The organism is Gemmiger sp. An120 (assembly GCF_002160955.1).
In the GTDB taxonomy this organism is placed as follows: Bacteria; Bacillota; Clostridia; order Oscillospirales; family Ruminococcaceae; genus Gemmiger_A; species Gemmiger_A avium.
The window spans coordinates 153,661-169,580 of sequence record NZ_NFLN01000006.1; the positions used below are offsets into that span (position 1 = coordinate 153,661).

Sequence of the window (15,920 nt, forward strand, 5' to 3'; positions counted from 1 at the left end):
TTCCGGCTATGAGTATGAACTGTCAATACATCTAAATACTTCTTACATTTCCTTTGCGCTCGTCCGCGTTTTGCGGGCGGGCGCATTTTGCTGTTCTCAAAAGTTTTTTCAAAAACTTTGCTTTTCCATTTGGCATAGACACGGCACGTCCGTGGAAGGCAGCCGAAAGGGGATAAATAACCCGCCCCCGGGAACGAGAGGGGGTGAGAACATGGATTACCCTGCTCGGTTTGAATGGCAAACGAGATGTGAGTTTAATGCGTACTGCAAACGCACGTTACGCAACGAACTGATTGACGCTTGCCGGGAACGCAAAAGCCGCAAGCGGCACGAAGTGAGCTTTGCAGACCTTACCCCGCAAGAAGAAAAGCAGCTTTATACCGTTGACAGATATTTTGTCAACGAGGACGAAGAAGCCTTTTGCGCGGGTGGCTTGAAGATCACCGCGAAACTGCTTGCCGAAGCTCTGCACTCCCTGCCGGACGAAAAGCGTCAAGTCGTACTGCTGTACTACTTTTTCGACATGACAGATGTTGAGATCGCGGAGCTGATGAAAGTACCCCGCAGCACAGTACAGTACCGCCGGACAAGCTCTTTTGAACTGCTAAAACGATACTTGGAGGAACGCGCCGATGAATGGGACGAATTGTAACACCGACGAGCGCGGCTTATTGCCCTACCCGGTCATTTTAGCCGCGACAAAGGGCGACCCGGAAGCCATGAGCATTGTCATGCAGCACTACCAAAGCTACATAGCCCACCTGTCTATCCAAAAAATCCGCGACGAGCGCGGCAATACCTACTACGGTGTAGACGAGGACTTGCGGGAACGGCTGCAAGCAAAGCTCATGCGGGCTGTCCTATCCTTTAAGGCAGATAAGTAAACGCGAAGCGTTTAACCCCTTTCCGCTTTGCGTAAATCTGCCCCATTCGCTCCTTGACAAATATGCCCGCAAGATAACGGCGGCGCATCATAGGGCAGCGGACACATTCTGCAATTTCCGCGTCGGCGTGGTGCGCCATGACCTCATATCCTATGAGAGAGCGAGAAACACCGGGCCGAGGGCAAGGCAGCTCTTAAACAGTGGTATTGCGATAATGATACTCCCTTATAGCTAAACGAAACTCCGTTTTTTCCGGGGCTTCCAAGTCCGAGCGTTAAAAGCGTCGCAGGCAATAGGTAGGGCCGTGTGAGAACCACGCGGGGGTGAAATTCCCGTGGAGCTGCGCCAACAGCCGTCCATACTGCCCATTTCGTTTTACACCAATGTAAGCGAAAGGGGGATTACTGTATGAGTGCAGTAACAAGTCGGAAACAGACCGCCCCCGTAGTACGTCAGTACGAAATCGGAGGCGTTCGATATATTGTGAAAGCGACCGTCAAAGACGGCGCGAAAGAAACCGCAGTCAAGAAAATCCGTCGGCTGCTTCAAAATGATTTGAGCAAGGCAGCCACTTAAAAATTAAAGTTTTTTCATTTCCTACAAGCAGACGGATGGGGCATGATATGGTATAATATACTTGTATCATGCCTCGTTTTCCGGCTGCGGAATAGGAGGAACTTATGAGCAAACAGCCGGAAATGGTGATTGCACGGAACTCCCGTGCGACACGGAATAACGATACTACTTTGAACCTTGACAATCAAATGTACCAACAGCCAGTCACTTCCTTTCAGCGCGTGTCCAACGACGCGCCGTTGAGCGAGGAAACCAAGACGGCCATCCAAAACACGGTGCTGCAATTCTATATCCACAGCCAGCCGCAGGAGGACGCCGAGGGCATTACCGCCTGCTATGAGCGTCTTTCCCAAGAAGATAAGCTGGACGGCGAGAGCAACAGTATCAGCAACCATGATGTAATGTATAGAGGGTGGATTACACCAAAAAACATTACATCATGACTGGCGGCTCATTTGTGGCGAATGAAAAGACAGTTATGATAAAGGAGGGATGCCCTCAAACCTACCGTAACTGTCAACCACATTCCCACGAAAGGAGCCTTGTATGGAACTGATTTACACCAAATGCGGCGATTATCTCATTCCTGACCTTGTGTTATTGGACACCAAAGAGTACCATATCGGGAAATATGGCCGGTTGCGCCGTGCCTACTTAAAAGAACACCGGCCCATTCTGTATACCGATCTCATTGTCGCTGAAAAACTGTTTCCCCATTTGGAGGAAATCGACACCGCCTGTCGGAAGCGGCTGGAAATCATTGAAAAAGCCATGATACAGCAAGAGGGTGTCACAGAAGCCCTGAAAGCTGCCGACCAGATGGCATGGGTGCGCTCCATGAACTCCATCCACAACAGAGCCGAGGAAATCGTCCTGGCGGAGTTGGTCTACTGCTGAGGGAGGGAACGCAATGATTTTGGAAGCTATGTATAACGGGGAGTTTTATCCCTGTGAAACCGTTGTTCCCACGTCCCCGGAATACCGCAAGGCAGTCCAAACCTGTGCGGCGTTGATGGAGCAGTTATCCCAGCGGCTCAGTAAAGAGGACTATGCTCTGGTGGAGGAGCTTCGGGCGCAGAACGCTATCGCCCAGTGTGAGGAAAGTGAGAGCCATTTCAAGTATGGCTTTTCAGCGGGGCTGATCGTCCAGCAGGAAGCCCATGAACAGCTGCAAAACAAGAAATAAGCGATTGCCGAAAAAGCCCACACAGCCGGAAAGAGAACCGGTGGCGTGGGCTTTCTGCGTATATGGTTATTCTGTCAGATCATCCGAAGTTTCCGCAACCAGCCGGTCAAAGTCGCTCTGATAGGTCCGATCCTGCAAAACCCGGAACTTTTCAAACTCTTTCTCGGCAAAGGCTTTGGCAATGGCGGCGGTCACCTTGCCCTTATCATGCAGAATATCTTCCTCGTTGAACTGTAAAAATGCGTCAAGCCGCTTGACCCAATCGGCCATATACATGACATTTCCACGGCGGGCCTGCCGTTCCGCATAGTCCAGGTACATGGTGACAATCTCGTTCAGGTTACGCATTTCCGTTTCGTTCAGATAGTTTTTAGCAACGGTGACATCCGATTTGCGGATGCGGCCTTTGGGGGCGTTTTTCCATGTGGTCAGCCCCATGTTGGGCTTGGTGCTGTCGGCACGGCCGTATACGATCTCAGCGGCGGTATGATGGGTGACCGCATAGTGGAGCTTATTCTGCACCGTGGCGAAAAACTCCTTTGTAATAGGGCTTTCCACATCGTAGTCGGCGCTGCACTGGGAATAGATGTCCGTGATTTTCTGGTAGAATCTTCTCTCGCTGGCCCGGATGTCCCGGATACGCTCCAGTTGTTCCTCGAAATAATCCTTGCCGAAAAAGTTTTCCGGCTCCCGCAGCCGTGCGTCATCCATCACATAACCTTTGATGATGAACTCTTTCAACACCCGGTTTGCCCAAATGCGGAACATGGTCGCCTTTTTGGAGTTCACTCGATACCCCACAGCGATGATGGCGTCCAGATTATAATAATTGGTCTGATACCGTTTCCCGTCCGCCGCAGTTGTTTCCATTTTGGAAACAACTGAATCCTCGCTCAGTTCGCCGGATTCAAAGATTTTTTTCAGATGCTTGGAAATGGCCGCTTTCTGCACCTCGAACAGCTCTGCCATTTTTGCCTGCGTCAGCCAGAGATTTTCCTGAAAGAGCAGGATTTCCACCCGCACCTCTCCGTTTTCGGTCTTGTAAAAGAGGATTTCTCTGGTTTCATACGGGGTCAGCCCCTGTTCCTCGCTCATTCCTCGTCACCTCCATATCGTTTTGGTAAGTTTGGATTGTATTTTGTAATTCATTTACAAAATGCCAGGTATTCCATTTACTTCTTTCGATGAATCGTATTGGATTCCCATAGTAAGTTCTTTTCCAAATATACCATATCAATAAGCTGAACGCCGCATTCAAAGATAGGATGATCATAATTGTCCGTGAAAAAGTTTTTGATACGATGGCTTTCTATAAAACCGCATTTCTTATAAAAAGGGAGCGTCAGCTGACTGTCACCCGTCCCCACACGAAGAATACGAAAATTATCACGGTATGTCTGCTCAATAAACTCAATCATTCGTTTTCCGTAGCCCATGCGCTGGCATTCCGGCAGAACAGCAATATTCTTGATTTCAAGAACTTTGCTGCCTTCGTCAGTAACAACACATTCCGCTTTTACGCCATTTTCCTCCAAAACATACATCGTACCTTTTTCAAGATACCGGTCGATCATATCTTCCTGCTCGTCCGCAAGAAAAAGCAGGCTCATGTATCTCTTTTTATTATCCTCAATTTTGCTTATTTTCATCAACTGTCATCCTCACATACTTTACATTCCAACTGGCAGTCATACGGCTCGGCTTCTACATGAGACTGATTGTAGACAGCCGCCTCTGCACAGCCCATTTTGTGATAGAATGCCTGGCTTTCAACGGCTGAATGGGCTGAGATGTACAACTTTTTTGCTCCATGTGCCTTTGCCCATTCTTTCGCTGCTCGAAACAGTGCAGTGCCAACCCCTTTTCCTCGCATATCCTCTGACACATGGATACTTGAGAGGTCAAGGTATCTGTGATTTCCCCCAAAAAGTTTCGGTTCAACTGACACGAAACCTTTCAACACCCCTTCGCAGAAAGCAGCATATACCAATCCACCTGTTGCTGCTGTGTTTCTCAGGCAGGAAACCAGGAATTTATAATCCGTTTCGCTCCAATCGTCAATAAACGGATCATCTTTGATAATCCATTTTCCGTTTTCTTTTCGCCTACATTTAACAACAGTTTGATGCCGTACAAAATGTCTAAATAGCTCTCGGCTTATCTCATTCTCTTGTAAGTTTTTATATATAATCTCCATTTCTATTATCCATGCAGCTCCCTTTGGTGTTTACTTTATTTTCAAATTCTGGATTCCAATAAATGCCGCTCCAATCGAACGCAAAATGATTTATCGGGTCTCTCCAAATGTCTAATTTTTAACGATAACCGTTTCTATTTCAAATCATAAACATACATCCTCGACAAATCTACCTCACCATCGCCCTGCTCCATACACAGGAACTTCCATCCGTAGCGCTCATAGAAGCCTGTGTGGTCTGTAATGAGATATAAGGTTTCCAGACCAAATGAACGCATATCCTCACAAACATATTCCAGCAGCTTTCCTGCAATTCCCTGACAACGGTAGTTTTCCTCAACATATACCGCGCAGACATTTGGCGTCAAATCCTTGCGGTTATGAAAATCGTTTTCGATGACCCCAATACCACCAATAATCTGCTGATTCTCGACTGCAACATACCACTGCGGAACAATGCTTTTGCCCGTCAAGCACTCCTGTATGCTTCCCGCATATTCTTCAACTGGAATATCCCACTTGGAATGAAACCACTCTGCGGCCTCCGATGCCAGTTCGCTGTGTTCCCTGAGTTTCAGAATTTCCATAGCGTATCATTCCTCCTCATCTCCGCCCTTTTTAGAACGGCTCTTGTAGACATTGTACTGGTTCTTGCACCGTGGGCTGCAAAAGGCAGCGTTGGATCGGCTGCCCAGGAACACCTTCTGGCAATGCTTACACAGGCGCAGGGGCTGGTCGCCGTCCACCAGCATGAAGCTGAACATCATCTGAATACCCAGCAGCAGCGAATGGAAATCCCAATAGATGGTGGGCTTATCCAGCAGCTCAATGTGGTAGCTGGGGGCGATCCCGCCGAACGCAGCCATGGCCTTGCGATACAGCCCCCGTGCGTCCTCGTCGATGGAATCATAGTCATTGTAGTACAAAATGGCCGTGGTCAGCGTAAAAGCCCAGTCCTTAAGCTGCTGGGCAACCCACTCGTAGGGTTCCGCATATTCCCGCTGGAAACTCATGTTTTTCGCCATCGGCTCGTCCATAAAGGTCATGGTCAGGGCAATCATCGTCCGGTCACCGGACACATTCCATGTGGATTCAATGCCCTTTTTCACCAAGTCCAGCTGGTCAAAAGGATAAAACAGGGACAGGTATTTGTCTGTCGCCATGGATTCCTCCTTGATGAAGTGGTTTTTGGGCAGGTACACCGCCTCATAGTCCATAAAGGACGGTGTGGTAGGCAGGGCGGTCATCAGCCCCAGCAGGCCGTACCGGGTGATAAACTCCATTACCGCCTTTTCCACTTCTGCTTCCGGCTTGCGCCCCATCATCAGCATCCCCACATTCAGCGCATCCAGCACAATGTTGGGGACCTCTTTCAGCGGATTGTAGACGTCCGGCTTTGCGCTCTTGCTGGGGGTGATGTACCGCTTGCCATCTTCCGCTGTTTTCAACTCATAATGATCGTACCGCACCCAATGGGAACGGGACTGTTCAAATAAATTTTTCATCATACACGCCCTTTCTCCTTAATCGTCCCAATTATCAGGGGCGGTTTTTCTTTTTTCTGCGTTTGGTCTTATTCTCCCGCCGGATCACGGCGTCCTTGCCTCGTTTCCTTGCAATTTTCGAGTATTCCTCCAAAAACTGGCGTTCCCGCAAGGTCAGGCTGCCGCCATGCTCCTGTTTGCCGCACAGATGGTCATACATCTGGCGCTGCAATTTCTTGTGGATGGTCTTTCGCAGCTTGCGGATATTGCGGTCAGACTGCCCACGCACAGCGGCAAGCCTGGTGGTGCTGTACAACCGCAAAGAGAGGAAATACAAAACTTCCTTGTGTTCCTCGCTTAGTTCCTCCACCATGCGGGAAATAAAGGGATCAGCGGTCAGGTTGTGCATCTCATAGGGGCAGTCAAACAGGATGTCCAGAAAGTTCCCGGCCATCAGCTGCCGGTATGCGGGGTTGTTCATCCAGCGGGGAATGAGCTTCGGTTCCGGCACCGCCTGATATTCCAGCGGCACATCCCCACGAAGGTTTTCGTGGTCCCGTTCCCGGCGCTCCCGGTTCCGGTCCAGCTTGTTCCATTCCTCCACCACGGCCCGGAAATCCTTTTCGGTGCGGGCCGCTTCCTCCAGCCGCCGTATGGCCTCGGCCCGCATCTCCCGTTTGAGCCGTTTATCACTGACCGGGGCAGCTTCTTCTTCCTCGGTTTCCAGTTCGGCATCATAGTCAATGGGATGCTCGTCCTGCTCCAGCTCATTTTCCAGCTCGGCCAGACGTTCTTCCGCAAGCGCCTGTTCCAGCGTTTCTTCCGCCCCTGCGCCTGTCCCATCGTCCCATCCGGTGAAGCCACCCTCGGTATCCAGAAGCTCGTCATCAGACAGATACGCCATGACCCCACCTCTTTTCAAAAAAATATTTTGCGATTTTTCAAAAATGGTTCCGTTTTGCACCCCGGATTCCTCCTATTAGTGAAAGAGTAATCTAAAAACAAGTTACTTGGGTTACATTTGCTTTTTCACGCAGGAGAAAGGGGGCTTTCGCCATGTTCAGGCTTGACACAAAAAAGAAGTAACACAATCGCAGGTTACAAACAACGGAACTATAACAACAGTATACACCGGATGCGCCGAAAGCGCAAGAAAGAGAGGTTCTATGGCAGATAAAAACGCCGTGTTTCTGACCCGGCACATTGGCAACACCACCTATAAAGTTCGTGTCTACCTCAGTGAAACCGCCGAGGAAACGATGGAAGATAAAATTTTGCGGCTGATCCGCAACGACGGGCTGGCAAACCAGCCGAAATGTGGTATAATGGAACTGCCACAAATGAGCCGTCCGTCTGAAAGGAGCGCCTAATATGGCAAACAGACAGACGGAAGAAAAAATCACTGCGCTCTATGAGCGCCTGTCCCGTGACGATGACCTCACGGGTGACTCGAACTCCATTCTGAACCAGAAACGTTATCTCGAAAGTTATGCAGCACAGCGGGGCTACACCAATATCGTCCACTACACAGACGATGGGTGGTCCGGCGGCAACTTTGACCGTCCCGCATGGAAGCGCCTTGTGGCGGACATTGAGGCGGGCAAGGTGGCCCATCTGCTGTGTAAGGACCTAAGTCGGATCGGCAGAAACTACCTGCAAACCGGCTTTTACACCGAGGTAATGTTCCGGCAGAATGGGGTTCATTTTGTTGCTGTCGCCAATAACATTGACAGCGAGGAACAGGACAGCGGCGAGTTTGCACCCTTTCTCAATATCATGAACGAATGGTATCTGCGTGACCAGTCCAAAAAGGTTTCGGCAGCATACCGTGTCAAGGGCAAGGCGGGCAAGCCCACCACCAACAACGCCATCTATGGCTACAAAAAAGACCCGGAGGACAAGGACCACTGGCTGGTGGACGAGGAAGCTGCCACTGTGGTGCGGCGAATTTTCCGGCTTGCGGTGGAGGGACACGGCCCCTATGAGATTTCCAAAATGCTCACAGCCGAGAAGGTGGAGTGCCCCGCCTATTATCTGGCCCGCAACGGCAGGGGCAGCCGGAAGAATACCGTGGACACCAGCCGCCCCTATGACTGGTACGGCTTTACGGTCAGCTCCATGTTGGAGAAACCGGAATATATGGGGCATACCGTGAATTTCCGTTCCTCCAAAAAGTCCTACCGGGATAAGCGGGTAAAAAATGACCCGTCCGACTGGCTGATTTTTGAGAATACCCACGAGGCCATTGTTGACCCGGAAACCTGGCAGCTGGCCCAGCAGGTGAAGCGGACGGTGCGCCGGACAGATACCACTGGCGTCGCCAATCCCCTGACCGGCCTTGTGTTCTGTGCCGACTGCGGAGCAAAGATGTATAACCACCGGGGCAAACACACACGGGCAGATGGCAAGGAGTACAGAAACGACACCTATAACTGTTCCACCTACTGCTTGACCATCGAACGAGAAACCCAGATGTGTTTTTCCCACAGCGTCAGCACCAAGGCTCTGAACGCCCTGATTCTGGAAACCATCCGCACTACCGCCAGCTATGCCATCCAGAACAGGGAGGAATTTATTCAGAAGGTTCGCAGCATTTCACAGGTTCGCCAGCAGGAAGCAGCCAAGGAGCTGAAACGCAAGGTCGCCAAGGAGCGCAGGCGCAGCGCCGAGCTGGACGTGCTGATTAAAAAGCTGTATGAAACCTATGCCATGGGCAAGTTGGAGGAAAAACGGTTCGAGCTGCTGTGTGCCGAATATGAGAAGGAACAGGCCGAGCTGGAACAGCTGCTTGCCTCCGAGCAGGCGCAGCTGAACCAGTTCCATGAGGACACGGACCGTGCCAGTCACTTTCTGGCGCTGGCACAGAAATATACAGATTTCACCGAGCTGACCGCCCCTATGATCCATGAATTTGTGGAGAAGATTCTGGTCCATGCCCCGGACAGAAGCACCGGGGAACGGGTTCAGGAAATCGAGATTTACCTGAACTTTATCGGGAAATTTGAAGTGCCCATGCCCGAACCCACCGAGGAAGAACTGGCTGCGGAGGAAAAGCGCCGCCAGAAGCGCATCCGTGACCATGAAAAATATCTGCGCCAGAAGGAGCGCAAACAGAAGATTGCCGAAGGGCTGATCGTTCCGGGTGAACCGTACCAGCTGGTGTGCCAGTGCTGCGGAGAGTCGTTCCAGTCTATCCGCCCCAACGCTAAATTCTGCAAACCCGCCTGCCGGGAGAAGTTCTACCGGCAGGAAAAGCGGAAAGCCAAAGAAACGGAAGCATCACAAACTGCATAAGGATTGCGGCCTGCCCAAATAAACCGGGCAGGCCGCATTTTTTATGCCCTGAAACGGAGGGATTTTTTATGACACTCTTTGAACTGGTAAAACAGAATATTTGTGTGCCCGATGCGGCTGAACACTATGGGCTGCAAGTCAGCCGAAACGGGATGTGCAGCTGTCCGTTCCATGAGGACCGGCACCCCAGCATGAAGCTGAACGAGCGTTATTTTTACTGTTTCGGCTGCGGAGCCACCGGCGATGTGATCGACCTTGTGGCGAAGCTGTTTGACCTGAGCAGCTACGAGGCAGCACAGAAGCTGGCCCAGGATTTTGGGATTGGCCCGGACAAGCCGCCTGCGGCAGCTGCCCTGCCCAAACCGGAGCGTCCCCTGCTGAAAGCATACCGGCAGGAGCAAGTGCGCTGCCTGCGGGTATTGTGCGATTATCTGCATCTTCTGGAACGCTGGAAGGTGCAGCACACACCCAAGACACCGGAAGATGTTCTGGATGACCGGTTTGTGGAAGCCTGCCAGATGCTGGACTATGTGGAGTATCTGGCAGATTTGCTCATTGCCGCCGAGCTGGAACAACGGGTAAAAATCGTAGAAATGCTGAACAAGGATGGTCTGATCGCCGGTTTGGAGGAACGGCTGGACAGGCTGAAAAAGGAGGACGATGCCCATGAAAAACAAAGCGCAGCTTGACGGGATGCCCGTCTGGTTTGATGGAAAAAGCATCAACGAAGCCCTGTTTTGTGAGGAGTTCTTGCAGACGCACAAGATCATCTTCACAAACGGGGCTTTTTTCACGCCCGAAGGCCGTGTGACAGACGAACTGCCCCTGCGGGGAGAGATTTTTGAGGAGCTGAAATGCTGTGCGGTCAGCAACATTCCCCGCAAAATCAGCAACATTGTGGAGCTGATGAAGCTGGCGGCGCTGGTGGAGGATTTTCCCCCGGAGCCGGACCGGATTCACCTTTCCAACGGGACGCTTTTTCTGGATGGAACCTTTGCGGAGGGAAAGCCGGAAAACGTCCGCAACCGTTTCCCCGTGGCCTACAACCCCAACGCCCCAAAGCCTGTTCTCTGGCTGCAATTTCTGGATGGTCTGCTCTACCCGGAGGATATTCCCACCTTGCAGGAATATATCGGCTACTGCCTGATCCCCAGCAATAAGGGACAGCGGATGATGGTGATTAAGGGCAGCGGCGGCGAAGGAAAGTCGCAGATCGGCGCTGTGCTGGGAACTTTGTTCGGTTCCAACATGAAGGACGGCAGCATCGGGAAAATATCCGAGAACCGGTTTGCCCGTGCTGATCTGGAGCATATCCTCCTGTGCGTGGATGACGATATGCGGATGGAGGCTCTGCGCCAGACCAACTATGTAAAATCCATCGTCACCGCCCAGGGCAAAATGGATTTGGAGCGCAAGGGCAAGCAGAGCTATCAGGGATGGATGTGCGCCCGGCTGCTGGCTTTCTCCAACGGAGATTTGCAGGCGCTGTTTGACCGGAGCGACGGATTTTACCGCCGTCAGCTGGTGCTGACCACAAAAGAAAAACCGGCTGGCCGTGTGGATGATCCCGACCTGGCCGAGAAGATGAAAGCCGAGGTGGAGGGTATTCTGCTGTGGGCTTTTGAGGGATTGCAGCGGCTGGCCGCCAACAACTTCAAGTTCACCGAAAGTGACCGCACCAGAGAAAACCGGGAGGCAGTCAAACGGGACAACAACAATGTCTATGATTTTCTGGATTCTGACGGGTATGTTCGCCTGAAAGCCGATCTATCTGCCAGCTCCAAAGAACTGTACGAAGCATACCAGATTTACTGCACCGAGAACAACCTGCCTGCCCTGAAACCACGCAGCTTCAGCGAAGCTCTGATCGCCTGCCAGAGCCGCTACAATCTGGAATACTGCAACAATGTGACCAACGCAGCCGGACGGCGGGTGCGTGGTTTTCTGGGGGTTGAAGTATTGGTGAGAAATCATATATCAGTGTTTTCCGGCGATTCGATGCGTACGTACGTACCGGAAGATGTGCCGGAGGAATGGCGGCGTTAATACTGGGGCCCCAGCGGAACCCTGTAAAGCGGTTCCGTTGGGGAAAGGACGAGCAGCGGAACGAGTGAGCTTTCGGCTTTAGCCGGAAGCGAAGGATGTGGAGTTTGTGAGGACGCTGTACGTACGTACGCTTTGATTGACAGTTGTTCTCCCTTTTATAGCAATTCAGCGGTTGTATATCAAAAATCGCTGGCAAAATCGGAGGGGTAAATCAAGGCAAGTGGGAATCGGAAAGTAGTTGACGATTGGCAGAAATCATTTCCCGAAACCGTGCTTCTCGAACCAGCGAACCGGGTGTATGGAACCATGGGAAAATGCACGGTTTCGAGCCAAGTCACATGGAACGGAAAAGTCGGAAAGTGCGACCTATGGACAGCACATCATACCGGCGATTCTGAACGGATTTGGTGACAAGGGAATTTTTCACGATACAGCGAAGCGGTTATGCCAGAGGGCATACCGGCTTCGCTTTTTTATCAAGTAAATTTAGGAGGATTTTTATGATGACGGTACGCAACGAAATTAAGGCACAGATCGTCCGGGCGGGATACACCATGCAGGAGGTAGTTGACCGGCTCCATGAGGAATACGACTGGTCGGACAGCGTTTCCAACCTGTCGGCCAAGCTCCAGCGGGAATCTATCCGCTATAAAGAAATTGTGGAGCTGGCTGATGTGCTGGGCTATGACATTTATTGGGGTCCCCGCAAAGGCGATGCCTTTGTGGGGAGAGGAGGAGCAGCGGAGCGAGTGAGCTTTCGCACCTGTGCGGAAGCGAAGGATGCACAGCTTGCGACGACGAGGCAGAAACGGAGGTAAATCTATGACAAGTGAAGAAAAGAAACTGTTGCAGGCAAAGCACCGCTTGGAGGAAGCCCAGGCACGGGATCGGGTGAAGGAGCGAAAAGCCCGGACAAGGCGGCTCATTCAGGAGGGCGCAGTGCTGGAAAAAGTGCTGCCGGAAGTACAGGCGGTAGGGCTTGACAATCTGGAAGAATACCTGCGGCGGAAGCTGGCAGGGCACGATTGAAAACGGCTGGGAGGTCTCCGGGGAACCGGGGGCCTTCCTCTTTTTTATCCCGAAGGGCGCACTTACTCACCACCTGCTAAAGCAGGAGGTGGTAGCCCTCCCGTTGGTCGGGCACGTGCGCTCTCCGAGGGGGATTGCGACTCCTGCGGGAGCCGCTGGACAAGGCTGCATTTCTGCCAAACTGCCAGCCTTGCCCATGCAGTCGCGCAGGGGTTTCCGTTTTGGAAGCCCCTGTTCATGGGGTGGTATGTTGCCACCCCATCCCGCCGCCTGCCTGCGTCAACCTGCCACCGGCAGCTTGACACAGATACAGGGGTGGAACAAATCGTTCCACCCGTGCTGGTGGTACGTCGCATTTCACGACGTACCTGTTGCAATCGAGTACAGAAGAAGGGCTGCTGCGTTTCACAGTAGTCCTTCAGAAAGGACGGTAGACAATGGCAATTTATCATTTGGAGGCCAAGATAGTCAGCCGTGGAGCTGGACGCTCCGCCGTGGCTGCTGCGGCCTATCTGAGCTGTTCCCGGATACTCAACGAGTACGACGGGGTGCAGCACGACTACACCCGTAAACAGGGCCTTGGGTGGCGGCAGGTTTTTCTGCCAGCCACCGCCCCCGCAGAGTGGCAAGATCGGGAAATCCTGTGGAATGCCGTGGAGGAAACCGAAACCGCAAAGGACAGTCGCCTTGCCCGTGAATTTGTGGCGGCGCTGCCCATAGAACTGAGCCGGGAGGAACAAATCCAGCTCCTGCAAGATTTCATCAAGGAGCAATTTGTGGCAGACGGAATGTGCGCCGATGCTGCCATCCATGACCCATATCCTCCCGGACACAATCCCCATGCCCATATTCTGCTGACGGTGCGCCCACTGGATGAAAAGGGGAAATGGCAGTACAAGACCGAGAAAGAATATCTCTGCGTCAAAGACGGCGAGGAACGGGGCTTCAACGCTGCTGAGTTCAAACAGGCACAGGGCGATGGCTGGGAGAAGCAGTATCAGTACAAGATGGGCAAAAAGAAGGTGTATATGACCCCGTCCGCAGCGCAGGCGCAGGGCTATGAACGGGTGTCCAAGTACCCTAAAAGCACCAAATTTGGCAGACAGAACCCCATCACGGAACGATGGAACAGCGACGAGCAGCTTGTCCTGTGGCGGGCTGCATGGGCTGATGTGGCAAACCACTATCTGGAGCGCACCGGGCACGAAGAACGCATCGACCACCGCAGCCATGCCGAACGTGGCCTGCTGGAGCGGCCTACGGTCCATGAGGGGGTGGTTGCCAGAGCCATGGAGAAAAAGGGCATTATCTCTGACCGGTGCGAACTGAACCGGCAGATCAAGGCCGACAATGCCCTGCTCCGGGAACTGAGAGGACAGGTCAAAAAGCTGGCGCAGGCAGTTAAAAGCACCCTACCGGCGCTTGCCGAGGCCATGGAAAATCTGCGAAAAAATCTGTTGCTATTCTGCTATCAGCTGGGGTATCTCCGCAAAGGCAAGGAGCGTCTGAACACTTCACTGAATACACTGCGCCCTGCCCTCGCACAGTACAATCAGCTTGCAAAGGACATTCGGGATAAGACGAAGGAGCGCCGCAGTCTGCTTTCCGAAAAAAAGGCGCTCTCTGCTGTCCATGTATTTCGACACCGGGAGCTGGCGGCTAAGATAGCGGTTCTGACAGAGGATTTGGAGGAACTGCGTTCGGAGAAAAATCTGCTTCTGGCATCGCTGGCATATACCGAGGAAGATGCCGCCGATAAATTTCCCAAAGACATTGTAGCTATGGAACAGAGCCTAAAACGGTTGGAAGAACAGGAACAGAAATATTCTGCCGAGTTGGACGCTGCCCTGAACGAGTATGCCGGACTTCGGGAGCAGGCACAGAGCGTTGATCCGGTGCAGCTGTATGAAGCAAGGCAGGCTATCCGCCCCGGTAAGGAGCAGGAAGCGGAGAGCCGGGCACAGCAGGTCTACGGCGAGAAGTACAGCCCGCTGCTGATGTTTGACAGCAAAAAGGCGGTTTCCCGTATGCTTCATGAGGATATGGAGCGACAGGCGGTACGGAGAATGATGCGACAGGCGCAGAAGGAGCAGCAGACTCTTCAAAAGAAAAAGGGTGAGCAGGAACGGTAACCCACCGTTTCCTGCTCACCCAAGATGACCTTATAAAAGATCATTTAACAAATTCATACACTTTACCTTTTGCTGCAAGTTGGCACTGCCATATACATTGAGAGTAAAAGACACATTTTTATGTCCGAGAATTTCAGAGAGAGATTTCACATCAAACTCTGGTATTTCAATGGCTCTTACGGCAAATGTATGCCGTATCTCGTGGAACTTTACCTTTTGCAGCCCATTTCGTTTCAAAAAACGGGAAAAGAACTGCCTGTAAGTTCGAGGCTCTGTCGGCTTTGTTTTGCCAGTCAAGAAGTAATGGTTGGGGTTTTCCGTATAAAACTTCTTGATAATGTTCATGAGCAAAGACGGTACGGGAATTGTTCGAGTTGATGTCTTGGTCTTCGGCGGCCCTATGTGCAGATAGGACTCTCCCTTTTTCTTGTCATAGATGCGTTGAACGGTTTTGTTGATGCTGATGGTTTTATCTGTCAACGAAATGTCCTTCATCTGTAAGCCGCAGAGTTCACCAATCCGCACACCGGTAAACAGTGCAATGAGTATGCCGGCGGTCTTCCGGTTCAGGTTCATGTATATACACTGAATTAAAGCCTGCTCTTGATCCTTGGACAGAGAAACCACCTTTTTTATTCCCAACTCTTTGGGGTATTCTATCAAGTCCCAGTTGAGCAGTGGTATTGCTCTTTCCTTGTAGGCATATTCCATAGCAAGCCGCAGCACGAGAATCACATCTCGTATGGTCTTCACAGTGAGACCGCCGGACTTATCCAGCCGCCCGGACTCGTAAAGATACGATATGTAGCTCTGAATGTCCGGCTCGGTAATGCTGCCGATCTTCCGCTTACCGAAGTGAGGTATTAAGTGATTTTCGGCTATCAGCGTAAAACTGGCATGGGTTGACGGTGTGATCATCGGCTTCTTTTGATTTAGCCAAGTGTTCAATAGCGTCTTGAATTGTGTATTGTTAGTCATGTTGACCACCTCCACGATTATTATCACGTGGAGGACGAAGATGTGCATTTCCATCCTCAAGTAACGGTCTCGAAAAGCGTCCGAAACTCCGCTTCCCTGGCTTTGATGAGCCGT

Annotated in this window: 19 protein-coding genes and 1 pseudogene; 13 read left to right on the forward strand and 7 right to left on the reverse strand. The window is 51.7% G+C overall.

The genetic code is table 11. From position 1 onward, the window contains the following. Window positions 1-211 precede the first annotated feature (211 nt). The 6 genes from B5E65_RS07380 (at window position 212) to B5E65_RS07405 (ending at window position 2,646) form a co-directional block, all read left to right on the forward strand. A complete protein-coding gene (locus tag B5E65_RS07380) occupies window positions 212-652 on the forward strand; it encodes an RNA polymerase sigma factor (RefSeq protein WP_087171127.1) in 441 nt (146 codons plus the stop codon). Beyond that, complete coding sequence (locus B5E65_RS07385; RefSeq protein WP_087171128.1) at window positions 633-884, forward strand: helix-turn-helix domain-containing protein; 252 nt, start codon at window positions 633-635, stop codon at window positions 882-884. Before B5E65_RS07380 ends, B5E65_RS07385 begins: the two co-directional genes overlap by 20 nt. A gap of 408 nt (window positions 885-1,292) precedes the next feature. Next, window positions 1,293-1,460: a transposon-encoded TnpW family protein gene (locus B5E65_RS07390; protein WP_087171129.1), complete on the forward strand. Its 168-nt coding sequence runs from the start codon at window positions 1,293-1,295 to the stop codon at window positions 1,458-1,460. Between the two features lie 104 nt (window positions 1,461-1,564). Then, complete coding sequence (locus B5E65_RS07395; protein WP_087171130.1) at window positions 1,565-1,903, forward strand: hypothetical protein; 339 nt, start codon at window positions 1,565-1,567, stop codon at window positions 1,901-1,903. 103 nt (window positions 1,904-2,006) lie between these two features. Further along, complete coding sequence (locus B5E65_RS07400) at window positions 2,007-2,357, forward strand: TnpV protein (RefSeq protein WP_087171131.1); 351 nt, start codon at window positions 2,007-2,009, stop codon at window positions 2,355-2,357. 13 nt (window positions 2,358-2,370) lie between these two features. Next, complete coding sequence (locus B5E65_RS07405; RefSeq protein ID WP_087171132.1) at window positions 2,371-2,646, forward strand: DUF6809 family protein; 276 nt, start codon at window positions 2,371-2,373, stop codon at window positions 2,644-2,646. Between the two features lie 66 nt (window positions 2,647-2,712). On the opposite strand, the gene B5E65_RS07410 is transcribed toward B5E65_RS07405, so the two are convergent. The 6 genes from B5E65_RS07410 to B5E65_RS07435 all read right to left on the reverse strand — a co-directional run bounded on the left by B5E65_RS07410 (window position 2,713) and on the right by B5E65_RS07435 (window position 7,231). Further along, a complete protein-coding gene (locus B5E65_RS07410) occupies window positions 2,713-3,741 on the reverse strand; it encodes a virulence RhuM family protein (RefSeq protein WP_087171133.1) in 1,029 nt (342 codons plus the stop codon). 77 nt (window positions 3,742-3,818) lie between these two features. After that, the gene (locus B5E65_RS07415) at window positions 3,819-4,295 is read right to left on the reverse strand and encodes a GNAT family N-acetyltransferase (RefSeq protein ID WP_087171134.1); all 477 of its coding nucleotides are present in this window, start codon (window positions 4,293-4,295) and stop codon (window positions 3,819-3,821) included. Continuing rightward, on the reverse strand, window positions 4,295-4,843 hold the full coding sequence (locus B5E65_RS07420; RefSeq protein ID WP_087171135.1) for a GNAT family N-acetyltransferase: 549 nt from the start codon (window positions 4,841-4,843) through the stop codon (window positions 4,295-4,297). The genes B5E65_RS07415 and B5E65_RS07420 overlap by 1 nt, the downstream gene beginning before the upstream one ends. 134 nt (window positions 4,844-4,977) lie before the next feature. Further along, entirely contained in the window at window positions 4,978-5,430 is a 453-nt protein-coding gene (locus B5E65_RS07425) for a GNAT family N-acetyltransferase (RefSeq protein WP_087171136.1), read from the reverse strand. Between the two features lie 6 nt (window positions 5,431-5,436). Then, window positions 5,437-6,351: a DNA gyrase inhibitor YacG gene (locus B5E65_RS07430; RefSeq protein WP_087171137.1), complete on the reverse strand. Its 915-nt coding sequence runs from the start codon at window positions 6,349-6,351 to the stop codon at window positions 5,437-5,439. Window positions 6,352-6,382: 31 nt separating this feature from the next. After that, window positions 6,383-7,231, reverse strand: a complete 849-nt coding sequence (locus B5E65_RS07435) for a hypothetical protein (RefSeq protein ID WP_087171138.1) — start codon at window positions 7,229-7,231, stop codon at window positions 6,383-6,385. A 262-nt stretch (window positions 7,232-7,493) separates the two neighbouring features. On the opposite strand from B5E65_RS07435, the gene B5E65_RS07440 reads away from it, so the two are divergent. From B5E65_RS07440 to mobQ, 7 genes and pseudogenes are all read left to right on the forward strand, one after another. Continuing rightward, window positions 7,494-7,697 (forward strand): transposon-encoded TnpW family protein, encoded by a 204-nt coding sequence (locus B5E65_RS07440; protein WP_087171139.1) that lies wholly within the window; start codon window positions 7,494-7,496, stop codon window positions 7,695-7,697. Window position 7,698: 1 nt separating this feature from the next. Continuing rightward, window positions 7,699-9,621 (forward strand): recombinase family protein, encoded by a 1,923-nt coding sequence (locus B5E65_RS07445; protein WP_014078520.1) that lies wholly within the window; start codon window positions 7,699-7,701, stop codon window positions 9,619-9,621. 68 nt (window positions 9,622-9,689) lie between these two features. Further along, window positions 9,690-10,310 carry a CHC2 zinc finger domain-containing protein gene (locus B5E65_RS07450; RefSeq protein ID WP_009860802.1) on the forward strand — a complete coding sequence of 207 codons (621 nt, stop codon included), beginning with the start codon at window positions 9,690-9,692 and terminating at the stop codon, window positions 10,308-10,310. After that, entirely contained in the window at window positions 10,288-11,667 is a 1,380-nt protein-coding gene (locus B5E65_RS07455; protein ID WP_009860801.1) for a DNA primase family protein, read from the forward strand. The genes B5E65_RS07450 and B5E65_RS07455 overlap by 23 nt, the downstream gene beginning before the upstream one ends. A 503-nt stretch (window positions 11,668-12,170) precedes the next feature. Beyond that, window positions 12,171-12,377, forward strand: a pseudogene (locus B5E65_RS07465) (LLM class flavin-dependent oxidoreductase); the annotation flags it as partial. A gap of 112 nt (window positions 12,378-12,489) precedes the next feature. Continuing rightward, complete coding sequence (locus B5E65_RS07470) at window positions 12,490-12,696, forward strand: hypothetical protein (RefSeq protein WP_002596142.1); 207 nt, start codon at window positions 12,490-12,492, stop codon at window positions 12,694-12,696. A 437-nt stretch (window positions 12,697-13,133) separates the two neighbouring features. Then, window positions 13,134-14,828 (forward strand): MobQ family relaxase, encoded by a 1,695-nt coding sequence (gene mobQ / locus B5E65_RS07475; RefSeq protein WP_087171141.1) that lies wholly within the window; start codon window positions 13,134-13,136, stop codon window positions 14,826-14,828. Between the two features lie 30 nt (window positions 14,829-14,858). On the opposite strand, the gene B5E65_RS07480 is transcribed toward mobQ, so the two are convergent. Continuing rightward, window positions 14,859-15,806, reverse strand: coding sequence for a site-specific integrase (locus tag B5E65_RS07480; protein WP_087171148.1), 948 nt, complete (start codon window positions 15,804-15,806; stop codon window positions 14,859-14,861). Window positions 15,807-15,920 lie beyond the last annotated feature (114 nt).

Bases quoted from the DNA above. Each gene is read 5' to 3' on its own strand.
- B5E65_RS07435 (WP_087171138.1), bottom strand. From the start codon at position 7,231: ATGGCGTATCTGTCTGATGACGAGCTTCTGGATACCGAGGGTGGCTTC.
- B5E65_RS07380 (WP_087171127.1), top strand. From the start codon at position 212: ATGGATTACCCTGCTCGGTTTGAATGGCAAACGAGATGTGAGTTTAAT.
- B5E65_RS07480 (WP_087171148.1), bottom strand. From the start codon at position 15,806: ATGACTAACAATACACAATTCAAGACGCTATTGAACACTTGGCTAAAT.
- B5E65_RS07425 (WP_087171136.1), bottom strand. From the start codon at position 5,430: ATGGAAATTCTGAAACTCAGGGAACACAGCGAACTGGCATCGGAGGCC.
- B5E65_RS07470 (WP_002596142.1), top strand. From the start codon at position 12,490: ATGACAAGTGAAGAAAAGAAACTGTTGCAGGCAAAGCACCGCTTGGAG.
- B5E65_RS07390 (WP_087171129.1), top strand. From the start codon at position 1,293: ATGAGTGCAGTAACAAGTCGGAAACAGACCGCCCCCGTAGTACGTCAG.
- B5E65_RS07405 (WP_087171132.1), top strand. From the start codon at position 2,371: ATGATTTTGGAAGCTATGTATAACGGGGAGTTTTATCCCTGTGAAACC.
- B5E65_RS07450 (WP_009860802.1), top strand. From the start codon at position 9,690: ATGACACTCTTTGAACTGGTAAAACAGAATATTTGTGTGCCCGATGCG.
- B5E65_RS07420 (WP_087171135.1), bottom strand. From the start codon at position 4,843: ATGGAGATTATATATAAAAACTTACAAGAGAATGAGATAAGCCGAGAG.
- B5E65_RS07440 (WP_087171139.1), top strand. From the start codon at position 7,494: ATGGCAGATAAAAACGCCGTGTTTCTGACCCGGCACATTGGCAACACC.
- B5E65_RS07445 (WP_014078520.1), top strand. From the start codon at position 7,699: ATGGCAAACAGACAGACGGAAGAAAAAATCACTGCGCTCTATGAGCGC.
- B5E65_RS07415 (WP_087171134.1), bottom strand. From the start codon at position 4,295: ATGAAAATAAGCAAAATTGAGGATAATAAAAAGAGATACATGAGCCTG.
- B5E65_RS07395 (WP_087171130.1), top strand. From the start codon at position 1,565: ATGAGCAAACAGCCGGAAATGGTGATTGCACGGAACTCCCGTGCGACA.
- B5E65_RS07430 (WP_087171137.1), bottom strand. From the start codon at position 6,351: ATGATGAAAAATTTATTTGAACAGTCCCGTTCCCATTGGGTGCGGTAC.
- mobQ (WP_087171141.1), top strand. From the start codon at position 13,134: ATGGCAATTTATCATTTGGAGGCCAAGATAGTCAGCCGTGGAGCTGGA.
- B5E65_RS07455 (WP_009860801.1), top strand. From the start codon at position 10,288: ATGAAAAACAAAGCGCAGCTTGACGGGATGCCCGTCTGGTTTGATGGA.
- B5E65_RS07400 (WP_087171131.1), top strand. From the start codon at position 2,007: ATGGAACTGATTTACACCAAATGCGGCGATTATCTCATTCCTGACCTT.
- B5E65_RS07410 (WP_087171133.1), bottom strand. From the start codon at position 3,741: ATGAGCGAGGAACAGGGGCTGACCCCGTATGAAACCAGAGAAATCCTC.
- B5E65_RS07385 (WP_087171128.1), top strand. From the start codon at position 633: ATGAATGGGACGAATTGTAACACCGACGAGCGCGGCTTATTGCCCTAC.